This is a genomic window from Pseudomonas sp. SDO5591_S426 (genome assembly GCF_054070755.1).
Map to the genome: position 1 here is coordinate 1 of NZ_JBSVXD010000195.1, position 10,207 is coordinate 10,207.

At 57.7% G+C, this 10,207-nt stretch carries 10 protein-coding genes; 6 read left to right on the forward strand and 4 right to left on the reverse strand.

The annotated features are described in order from the left end of the window. Window positions 1–339: 339 nt before the first annotated feature. From ACW9JC_RS25550 to ACW9JC_RS25565, 4 genes are all read left to right on the forward strand, one after another. Window positions 340–1,944, forward strand: a complete 1,605-nt coding sequence (locus ACW9JC_RS25550; protein ID WP_457458444.1) for a response regulator — start codon at window positions 340–342, stop codon at window positions 1,942–1,944. Further along, entirely contained in the window at window positions 1,941–2,633 is a 693-nt protein-coding gene (locus tag ACW9JC_RS25555) for a sensor histidine kinase (protein WP_338582514.1), read from the forward strand. The genes ACW9JC_RS25550 and ACW9JC_RS25555 overlap by 4 nt, the downstream gene beginning before the upstream one ends. A 212-nt stretch (window positions 2,634–2,845) precedes the next feature. Beyond that, the gene (locus ACW9JC_RS25560; RefSeq protein WP_457458453.1) at window positions 2,846–4,087 is read left to right on the forward strand and encodes a glutamine synthetase family protein; all 1,242 of its coding nucleotides are present in this window, start codon (window positions 2,846–2,848) and stop codon (window positions 4,085–4,087) included. Window positions 4,088–4,156: 69 nt separating this feature from the next. Then, entirely contained in the window at window positions 4,157–5,521 is a 1,365-nt protein-coding gene (locus tag ACW9JC_RS25565) for an MFS transporter (protein WP_338582513.1), read from the forward strand. A 66-nt stretch (window positions 5,522–5,587) separates the two neighbouring features. Here ACW9JC_RS25565 and ACW9JC_RS25570 read toward each other — a convergent pair whose 3' ends face one another. The 4 genes from ACW9JC_RS25570 to flgA form a co-directional block, all read right to left on the reverse strand. Then, entirely contained in the window at window positions 5,588–6,334 is a 747-nt protein-coding gene (locus tag ACW9JC_RS25570; RefSeq protein WP_457458446.1) for a flagellar brake protein, read from the reverse strand. Between the two features lie 92 nt (window positions 6,335–6,426). Continuing rightward, on the reverse strand, window positions 6,427–6,894 hold the full coding sequence (locus ACW9JC_RS25575; protein WP_448109038.1) for a flagella synthesis protein FlgN: 468 nt from the start codon (window positions 6,892–6,894) through the stop codon (window positions 6,427–6,429). 49 nt (window positions 6,895–6,943) lie between these two features. Continuing rightward, on the reverse strand, window positions 6,944–7,270 hold the full coding sequence (gene flgM, locus ACW9JC_RS25580; protein WP_457458448.1) for a flagellar biosynthesis anti-sigma factor FlgM: 327 nt from the start codon (window positions 7,268–7,270) through the stop codon (window positions 6,944–6,946). Between the two features lie 159 nt (window positions 7,271–7,429). After that, entirely contained in the window at window positions 7,430–8,191 is a 762-nt protein-coding gene (gene flgA / locus ACW9JC_RS25585) for a flagellar basal body P-ring formation chaperone FlgA (protein WP_457458450.1), read from the reverse strand. Between the two features lie 83 nt (window positions 8,192–8,274). On the opposite strand from flgA, the gene ACW9JC_RS25590 reads away from it, so the two are divergent. Both ACW9JC_RS25590 and cheR read left to right on the forward strand, forming a co-directional pair. Next, entirely contained in the window at window positions 8,275–9,207 is a 933-nt protein-coding gene (locus tag ACW9JC_RS25590) for a chemotaxis protein CheV (RefSeq protein ID WP_338582509.1), read from the forward strand. A 46-nt stretch (window positions 9,208–9,253) separates the two neighbouring features. Continuing rightward, entirely contained in the window at window positions 9,254–10,081 is an 828-nt protein-coding gene (cheR, locus tag ACW9JC_RS25595; protein WP_338582508.1) for a protein-glutamate O-methyltransferase CheR, read from the forward strand. Window positions 10,082–10,207 lie beyond the last annotated feature (126 nt).

Sequence of the window (10,207 nt, forward strand, 5' to 3'; positions counted from 1 at the left end):
CGTCAAGATTAAATTCCGAAACCCCAATTGCGAAAGCAGTTGGGGTTTTGTTTTGGGCGAAAGAAAAGTGACATGGCGGAAGGTCCAGTCCTTGCGGCATCACCCATCCAGGTTTTTTCGCTGAGCATAGGGCCTGTTGCTTCAAGAGAACGCTACCACTGGCCGATAACCATAGGGTCACAGCGATCTTCCCTTCTCGCAGCCTCCATTCGTTATTGCAGTTCAAGAGAAATCGCTTGATAGCCTATGGCTAGTAGCTATCATCTGCGCGCCGTAAAGGGGTGAAAGCTGACGTTCATGCCATTCGGTTCTTTCTCTTAAATTGCCTGGAAATCTTCGATGCTGTCGTATCACCAAAAGAGTTTTCTGATCGTCGATGATTTTTCGGACTTCCGCAGTTCGGTCAGGTCGATGTTGCGGGAACTGGGCGTCAAAGATGTGGATACTGCCGACACTGGCGAACAGGCGCTGAAGATGTGTTCGCAGAAATCCTACGATTTCATCCTGCAGGATTTCCACCTCGGCGATGGCAAGAAGAACGGTCAGCAGGTACTCGAAGACCTGATGATCGAGAAGCTGATCAGCCATGAAAGTGTGTTTGTCATGGTCACTGCCGAGACCAGTCAGGCCATGGTGCTCAGTGCCTTGGAGCACGAACCCGACGCGTATCTGACCAAGCCTTTCAACCGGTCCGGTCTGGCCCAGCGCCTTGAGCGTCTGGAGCAGCGCAAGACATTGCTCAAGCCAATCCTGCAGGCCCTCGACCGTGGAAAACCGGTTGAAGTGCTCAACGCCTGCATTGCCCTGTGCAAGCAAGATATCCGTTACTCGCCGCTGTGCCTGCGCTACCGCGCCGATGCGCTGCGCGACTTGAATCAGAATGAGGCGCTGGAGCGTCTCTACGACAGCATCATTGCTGACCGTCCTCTGCCTTGGGCCTTTGCCGGGCTCGGCAAGTTGTTGTTCAAGCGCGGTCAGGTTGCGCAGGCTAAAGGCATCTATGAGAAAGCGCTGAAAGTGTTTCCGATGATGCCGTCGCTTTATGACGGCATGGCGGATGTCTTGGTGTCAGAAGGGGACACCAGGAACGCCCAGAAAGTATTGGAAGAAGCGATTCGCCTGTCGCCACTGGCGGTGCGTCGTCAGGCGCAGCTCGGCAAGTTGGCGATGGCTAACGAAGATTTTGATACTGCCTCCAAAGCCTACCGCCAAGCTGTTGCCCAAGGTGCGCAATCACGTTTCAAGGATGCTGAAAGCAACCTTGGACTGGCCCATGCCTTGATCAGCAAAGGTAGTGAAAAAGGCCTGGATACCCGGACCCGACTGGAAATCAATACAACGCTGAGTGCCGTGGCGAAGGAGAATCCATCCGACCCCGGTCTGCAAATCCGTGCGCGACTGATGAAGGCCACCAGTCTGTTGCTCAACGATGCCGAGACCGCCGAAAAGCTTACGGAGCAAGCGATGATGCGCCTCGATGGCATGGAGCAGTTCATGAGTGCCGAAGCGGCGCTGTTGGTAGCCAAGCAATTGCAGATGCTCGGGCAGGCTGACGCAGGTGCCTCGATGTTGAAGAACTGCGCGGAAATCTACGGTGATGATCCGACGGTCATGAAGGGCATTGCCAAACTGACCGACGACCCAAGCATTCTCAATTCGGGCAACGATGCTGCTGAGCTCAATCGTCAAGGCGTGCGCGTGTACAAGACCGGCAATCTGGTGGAAGCCCGGCAGGTGTTCCGTAAAGCCCTGATGCTGCAACCGAAGAACATCAGTATTGCGTTGAACATGGCCCAGGCACTGTTGCACGGCACTGATACCAGTGTCGCTTCCGCCGAACTTGAAGAATGTCGGACTTGCCTGAAAATGGTCGGTTTGATGCCTGACTCCGACGCTCGTTATCCGCGATATCAGAAGCTCAAAAGCAAGGCGTTTGGCGAATGAACGATAACCAGCAAACCCTGGACTTCTCCACGGTGATCGCTTCCACCGTGCACGATATGAAGAACTCGCTGGCCATGCTGATGCAGGCCCACAGCCAATGGTTGGCGAACCTGCCTGACCCGGCACGACATACCCCGGAGCAGGGCGTGATCGAGTTCGAGTTCGCTCACCTCAACGGCATGCTCGTGCAGTTGCTGGGCCTGTACAAGCTAGGCGTCAATCAGATGCCGCTGCAACCGGCCTATCACGAGCTCGATGACTTCCTCGAAGCGCAGCTGGCCTGTCATCAGGATGTGTTCGCCAGCCGTGGCATTGCGGCGACCTTTGAAGTCGATCCCTTGAGCCCGCTGGGTTTCTTCGACCGAGAGCTGATCGCTTCGGTGTTGGCCAACAGCATCAACAATGCGATTCGTTATGCCCGTCATGCGGTGTTGATCAGTGTCAGTGACGAGGCCGGGCAACTGGTGCTGACCGTCAACGACGATGGCGAAGGCTATCCCGCGGAGATGATCGAGCGTCAGGCGGACTACGTTCAAGGCATCAATCACAGCAGCGGCAGCACCGGGCTGGGGCTGTACTTTGCCGGACGAATTGCGGCATTGCATCAGCGCAATGGTGTCGGCGGACGCACGGAAATCAGCAACGGCGGCCCATTGGGTGGCGGCGTCTTCAGTCTCTATCTGCCCTGATCTTTTTTTTCGTAAAGCTTTTTGTTTGACGCTGCTTGATATTCCGAACACGCGGAGCCTATTTTGTACGGGTCGCCGTTCGCGGCTCGGACAATAACAAGGATTGCGTTATGACGACCGATGGCCTGAGTTCACTCGCGCAGCGATTGACGGGCATTGATGAGATTGAATGTGTCACGCCGGATTTGAATGGCGTGCCACGGGGCAAAGTGATGACCGCCGAGGGTTTCCTCGAGGGGCGGCGTTTGCAGATGGCGCGGGGTGTGCTGCTGCAATGCATCATGGGCGGATATCCGCCAGCGCGTTTTTATGGGAGTGATGACAGCGACCTCGCACTGGTGGCGGATCCCGCGCAGATCCACCGCTTGCCCTGGAGCAAGCAACCGCGAGCGTTCGCCATTTGCGATGCCGATGAGCTCAACGGTGAGAGCTCCAACCTGTCGACTCGCGGCCAACTCAAGGCGGTGATCAAGCGCTACGCGGCGCTTGGCCTGGCGCCGGTGGTGGCGACCGAACTGGAGTTTTTTGTCTTCGCGCCCAATCCTGATCCGACTCAGAACTTCCGGCCGCCAATAGGCCTGGATGGTCGTCGCGAGGATGGGCTATCAGCGTTCAGTGTCAGCTCCAATAACGGCTTGCGGCCGTTCTTCAGTGAAGTCTACGAATGCATGGCCGCGCTGGGTTTGCCTCGCGATACCTTCATGCACGAAATGGGTGTCAGCCAGTTCGAGATCAATCTGCTGCACGGTGACCCGCTGCTGCTGGCCGACCAGACATTTCTGTTCAAACATTTGCTCAAGGAAGTCGCGCTGAAACATGGCCTGACGGTAGTGTGCATGGCCAAACCGTTGGCACACACGCCGGGCAGTTCGATGCACATCCACCAGAGCGTCGTCGAAATCGGCAGCGGGCGTAACGTGTTCAGTGATGATGCCGGGCAGGAGACTGCGACCTTCCGGCATTTCATCGCCGGGCAGCAGGCCGCAATGGCGGACTTCACCGCGCTGTTTGCGCCGAACGTAAACTCGTATCAGCGCCTGTGCCATCCTTTTGCATCACCGAATAATGCCTGCTGGTCCCATGACAACCGGGCCGCAGGTTTGCGCATTCCGGCCAGTTCGCCGGTCGCTCGTCGGGTCGAGAATCGTTTGCCGGGGGCCGATGCCAACCCCTATCTGGCGATTGCCGCTAGCCTGGCAGCGGGGTTGTATGGCATAGAGCACAAACTGGAGCCGAGTGAGCCGATCCAGGGTGAGTTTGAAGTGCCGGACAATCTTTCATTGCCGTGTACCTTGCATGCCGCTCTTGAGCGTCTGAAACGTAGCCAATTGGCGAAGGAACTGTTTGGCCAAGAGTTCATCGAAGGCTACATCGCTTCGAAGACCCTGGAGTTGACCAGTTTCTATGATGAAATTACTCCCTGGGAACGGCGTGTTCTAGCAGCCCAGGCCTGACGAAATGTCGACATCGGGCTATCGTTTGCATAGCCCGTTTCTCACTGCAAGGAGCCGCTCGGAACGCCGATGCGCCAAATCTGGAAATCCTTTCGAGCGCTTTATTTCGCCTCGCTGATGATGTTGATCGGCTCAGGCCTGTTGAGTACTTACCTGGCATTGCGCCTGGCTGCCGATCACGTCGATAGCCTGTGGGTCGGTGCGTTGATGGCCGCCAACTATTTCGGCCTTGTGCTGGGCGGCAAGATCGGCCATCGGCTGATTGCCCGGGTCGGGCATATTCGAGCGTATTCCGCTTGTGCCGGGATCGTCGGTGCGGCGGTGCTGGGGCATGGTTTAGTCGATTGGCTGCCTGCGTGGCTGTTCCTGCGGGTGATCGTCGGTCTCGGCATGATGTGCCAGTACATGGTCATCGAAAGCTGGCTCAACGAGCAGGCGGATGCCAAGCAGCGCGGACTGGTGTTCAGCGGCTACATGATCGCTTCCTACCTGGGCTTGGTATTGGGGCAACTGATTCTGGTCATGCATCCGAGCCTGGGCCTTGAGCTGCTGATGCTGGTCGCGCTGTGCTTCACCCTGTGTCTGGTGCCGGTAGCCCTGACGCGACGCATTCACCCGGCGCCGTTGCATCCGGCACCGATGGAGCCGCGCTTCTTCATCAAGCGAGTGCCGCAATCGTTGAGTACGGTGCTGGGGGCCGGGCTGATCGTTGGCTCGTTCTACGGTCTGGCGCCGCTGTATGCCTCTCAGCAAGGCTTGTCCACGGAGCAGGTCGGTCTGTTCATGGGTAGCTGCATTTTTGCCGGGCTGTTGGTGCAGTGGCCGTTGGGCTGGTTGTCCGATCGCTATGACCGGGCGCTGCTGATCCGCTGTTTCGCGTTCAGCCTGGCATTGGCCGCCATGCCGCTGGCGATCATGAAGCAGGTGCCACTGGAGGTGTTGTTCGTCGCCGGGTTCCTCTGCTCATTGGTGCAGTTCTGCCTCTACCCGTTGGCGGTCGCGTTTTCCAACGACCACGTCGAGGGCGATCGCCGGGTTTCGTTGACAGCGATGCTGCTGGTGACCTACGGCGTTGGTGCGAGCATCGGACCGTTGGTGGCTGGCGTGCTAATGAAGCTGTTCGGCAGCCAGATGCTCTATGCGTTCTTCAGCTTTTTTGCGTTGGTGCTGGTGTGGCGAATTCGTCCGAAAGCCGTGACCAACCTGCATCAGGTGGACGATGCGCCGCTGCATCACGTCGCCATGCCAGACAGCATGTCGAGTTCGCCATTGGTGGCGGCACTTGATCCGCGAGTGGATGAGCAGGTGGTGCAGGATCAGATGCAGAATCCGATTCCTCCCGAGCCAGCGCCGGAACCGGAGCCGCCAACCGACACGCCGCCAGAGGATCCGGATTCGGGCAGGGAACAAAGTTTCACCGAAGCCAGGCCTTAACACTCAGGCATAAAAAAACGGGCAGTCACCGCGAGGGACTGCCCGTTTTTTATTGAAGCGTTGCTATCAGAGATCGTCTTTGTCGAAACGACGTGCTTCGCGTTGGAGCTGATAGACGAACCGCTCGACCTGCCGCTGCACCAGCCCGCTCATGTTGTGGAAGCGTACACCGGCGAAGGTGGTGGAGATTCTTTCTTCGAAGTGCAGATAGCGCAGTTCAACCGGAGCCGTCATCTTGCCGAAGGGCAGGGCGGCCGAGAACCGGTCATAGACTTGGCCCAGTTGCAGGCTGCCGGTGATGTCGCCTTCGAAGCGCAACTTGCAGCCGGTGGCGGAAATATCCAGCAGCTTGCCGCTGATCGGTGCCTTGAGCTTCTCGCCATCCAGGTCGACATTGACCAGTTGAGCCAGTTTCAATGCAGCGCGGAATGCATTGCGGCGCTGGTGGTAAACCACTTCGTCAGGCAGCGTGCCACGGTAGCAACGACCACCGCCGGACTCGTCGATGGTCAGCGGGCCATTGCTTTCCCAGGCGATACGCACGCCTTCATGGAAACCTTCGACCCTGAACGGTTCGCCGGCCAGCAGGTAGCGTTCGCCGTCACGGGGAATCATTTCGTCGAGGGCGATCGTGTTGCTGTCACGGTCTACGTCCACCAGATAGCTCTGGAAGCGCTGGCTGCGTTCGTGGAACGTGATGATCAGCGGGTCATGGCTTTCTTGCAGCTGGCGAAGGTTGCCGGAGATTTCCAGGGGCGTGCTGAGCACCTTGGGTGGCTGCGGAGAATCATCCGCATTTAAGGCATTGGACACGGTTAATCAATCTCCAGGCAAATTTTGACTACGGCTGGCCAGCATTTTGCCAGCATGTTTCGCGTCTTGATAGAGCGGGCTCATCGGCGGGCTCAAGCCTGACTGAGTGGGCGCGGTTTCACAAGCTTGGAAAATGTTCCGCTGGCATCATAGAGCGCTGGAGGCTCGCCGCCGGTAAGAATTTTCAGCTGGGTGGCCGTGGCGACCTGCTGTACGACGATCGACTGACCGTTGTTGGCATTGGCGGCCTGGCATTGGGTCAGGAGGTCGGTCAGCACATCGCTTTGTGCCAGCAACGCGTCGCCAACGCTGGACTGGCTGGCCAGTTGCTCCAGACCGCTGCGGTTGGTGGGCAGATTGAGGCTGGCGAGGATTTCGCTGCGCTTGCGGCCATGCTGTTCGAGCAAAATGATCAATGCCTGCTTCTGCGCCAGAATGTCTTCGAGCAGGTACATGTCGCGACCATGCAAGGCGAGCGACTCAGTACGCAGTAACTCCAGCAGTTGTTGCGCTGGAGCAAAATCATCGGTGATCAGTTGCAGTAGATTAGTGTCGTGCATGGCTGGCCTTGGGTTTTAAGCGTCCAAAAGCCTGGCGCGGGCCGTGGCCCTAGCGCTGGGCTTCGAAGTTGAGCAGTTTGCTGGCTACGCGGTTGCTGTCGACTTTATAGCTGCCATCGGCAATCGCTGCTTTCAACTCGGCCACGCGGGCTTTGTCGACGGCAGGCTGATCGCGCAGCGTATCAGTGACCTTTTGCAACTGTTGAGCCTCATTGCTGAGATGTACCGATTCCCCGCTAGTGACGGTGCTGGCCTGTTCGGCCGGGGTATTCAGCGGCGCGGATTTGCCGGAATCGGCGGTTTCCTTGGCAACGCTGGTACGTGTACTGCCCGTAAGTGACGAGGAGCTGTTCAAACGGCTGAAATCGATGACCATGATAAAAACCTCTGGGAATTTGGACGCTTGCCATGTTTTCGGCCATACCCCGAAAAACTTTAGGCTCATTTATCAATGAGCTTGCGCGCGCCAACGCTTGCCCTGCATGGGGCACAGTTTAGGGAACACCTTCGTTCGGCGCCACTCTCCAGAGAACTCTTACATCGACACTTCCACCTGGCCGGGCGCGGTGACTTGCGCCTTGATGACCCGTTGGGAATTGAGGTTTTTCACCCGGATCTGTTCGCTCATGCCGCCGTTGGACAGCGCTTCGCCGGGCATTTTCACGCTGAGCGTACCACTGCGGGCGGTAATGACTACCTGGTCGCCCTTGCGGATGACTTCAGCTTGTTCGAGGTGCACCAGGGTAATCACCTGATCGGCGACCATTGGTCGGGTAAGTCGTTGCCCGATCGCCTGGTCCAGGGAGGTGAGGTAACCCTGGGTGATCACGCTGATATCGCGCTCGCGCAACATGACATCTCCAGGCTCGACAATGCCGGTGCGCCGCAGCGGTCGGGTGGTGGTCACGACGTCGCGAAACAGGCGGACTTGAGCGGGTACGAAGACGGTCCAGGGCGATGTTCCTTCGCAGCGAACCTTGACCGTGACCCGGCCCAGCGGCTTGGCCGGACTCTCCAGCGTGGCTGTCAATTCCTTGTCGCACATCGGCATGCGCAAGCGGGGATCGAGCTGGTTGACCTGGATTTCGTAGCGACCTTCCGTTTGACTGGTAGCCAGATAGTCCTCTACGGTGAATTCAAGAAAGCCCTGAGTGACGCCGATAAGCATGTCAGGCAAGGTAACTGCGTCAGCAAGGGCAGGGCTGCCAGCGTTGAACAGGCAAACAGCCGCCAACGCACCAAGCCATTTGCGGCAGGGTGTGGTCAGGTGTCGGAAAAATGTCGGTTCTGTGTTCATAGAAAGATAAAAAGCAAGCGCCGTGCCGTTTAGAGATGAATGTGCGTCGCAACAACACTTAGCGTTGGTGTAGGAGTCTGGGCATGGCTGGTGTAATGGATTCGGTGAACCAGCGCACGCAACTGGTGGGGCAGAATCGCCTTGAGCTGTTGTTGTTCCGTCTCGACGGTCAGCAGCTGTATGGGATCAACGTGTTCAAGGTTCGGGAGGTGCTGCAATGCCCCCAACTGACGCTGATGCCCAAGTCCAGTCCTGTCGTGTGCGGCGTGGCGAATATTCGGGGGGCGACCATTCCGATCCTTGATCTGGCAATGGCGACCGGCTCCGGTGCTTTGAAGGACAAGAACAATCCCTTCGTGATCATCACGGAGTACAACACCAAGACCCAGGGTTTCCTGGTGCGCTCGGTGGAACGCATCGTCAACATGAACTGGGAGGAGATTCATCCGCCACCCAAGGGCACCGGTCGCGATCACTACCTGACGGCGGTGACGCGGGTCGACAACCAATTGGTCGAGATCATCGACGTCGAGAAGGTGCTGGCGGAAGTGGCGCCGACACCGGAAGCGATTTCCGTCGGCGTGGTGGATGTCGAAACCCAGCACAAGGCGCTGTCGTTACGCGTGCTGACGGTCGATGACTCGTCGGTGGCGCGCAAGCAGGTTACGCGTTGCCTGCAGACGGTCGGTGTCGAAGTGGTGGCGTTGAACGATGGCAAGCAGGCGCTTGACTACCTGCGCAAGCTGGTCGATGAGGGCAAGAAGCCGGAAGAAGAGTTCCTGATGATGATCTCCGACATCGAGATGCCGGAGATGGACGGGTACACACTGACGGCCGAGATCCGCAACGACCCACGCATGCAAAAGCTTCATATCATCCTGCATACTTCGTTGTCGGGTGTGTTCAATCAGGCGATGGTCAAGAAAGTCGGTGCCGATGACTTCCTGGCCAAATTCCGCCCTGATGACCTGGCATCCCGGGTAGTCAACCGGATCAAAGCAGCAGACATCAGCTAGGGGCGTTCGGCCCCTGGCAGTCAACACGATTTAAGAGGCGGCAGCATTGTCTACGGGTAATTTGGATTTCGAACAGTTCCGGGTGTTCCTGGAAAAAGCCTGTGGCATTTTGCTCGGTGAAAACAAGCAGTATCTGGTCTCAAGCCGTCTCAACAAGCTGATGGAACAGCAAGGCATCAAGTCCCTCGGTGAGCTGGTCCAGCGCATCCAGACCCAGCCGCGCAGCGGATTGCGCGAGATGGTGGTGGATGCGATGACGACCAACGAGACCCTGTGGTTTCGTGACACCTATCCGTTTGAGGTCTTGAAGAACAAGGTACTGCCTGAAGCGATCAAAGCCAGTCCCGGTCAGCGTCTGCGGATCTGGTCGGCGGCGTGTTCGTCGGGTCAGGAACCGTACTCGCTGTCGATGTCCATTGACGAGTTCGAGCGGACCAACATTGGCCAGTTGAAAATGGGCGTGCAGATTGTGGCCACCGATCTGTCCGGCACCATGCTCACCAATTGCAAGACCGGCGAGTACGACAGCCTGGCCATCGGTCGCGGCTTGTCGCCCGAGCGGTTGCAGCGCTATTTCGACCCGAAAGGGCCGGGACGCTGGGCCATCAAGGCGCCGATCAAGAGTCGTGTGGAGTTCCGCTCCTTTAACCTGCTGGACAGTTACGCGAGCCTCGGCAAGTTCGACATTGTGTTCTGCCGCAACGTGCTGATCTACTTCTCTGCCGAAGTGAAGAAGGACATCCTGTTGCGCATTCACAGCACGTTGAAGCCGGGCGGTTATCTGTTCCTCGGTGCGTCCGAAGCGCTGAACGGATTGCCGGATCATTACCAGATGGTCCAGTGCAGCCCGGGGATCATTTACCAGGCGAAGTGATGTAAAAGCGGCAGGTATAAAAACGGGAGTCCTCAGGGACTCCTTTTTTATGCCTGCCGCTTTTGCATCACGTAATTGGATGGACTCGCCCAAGCCGAGGCGTCAATGCGCCACGGTGGCAGTCTA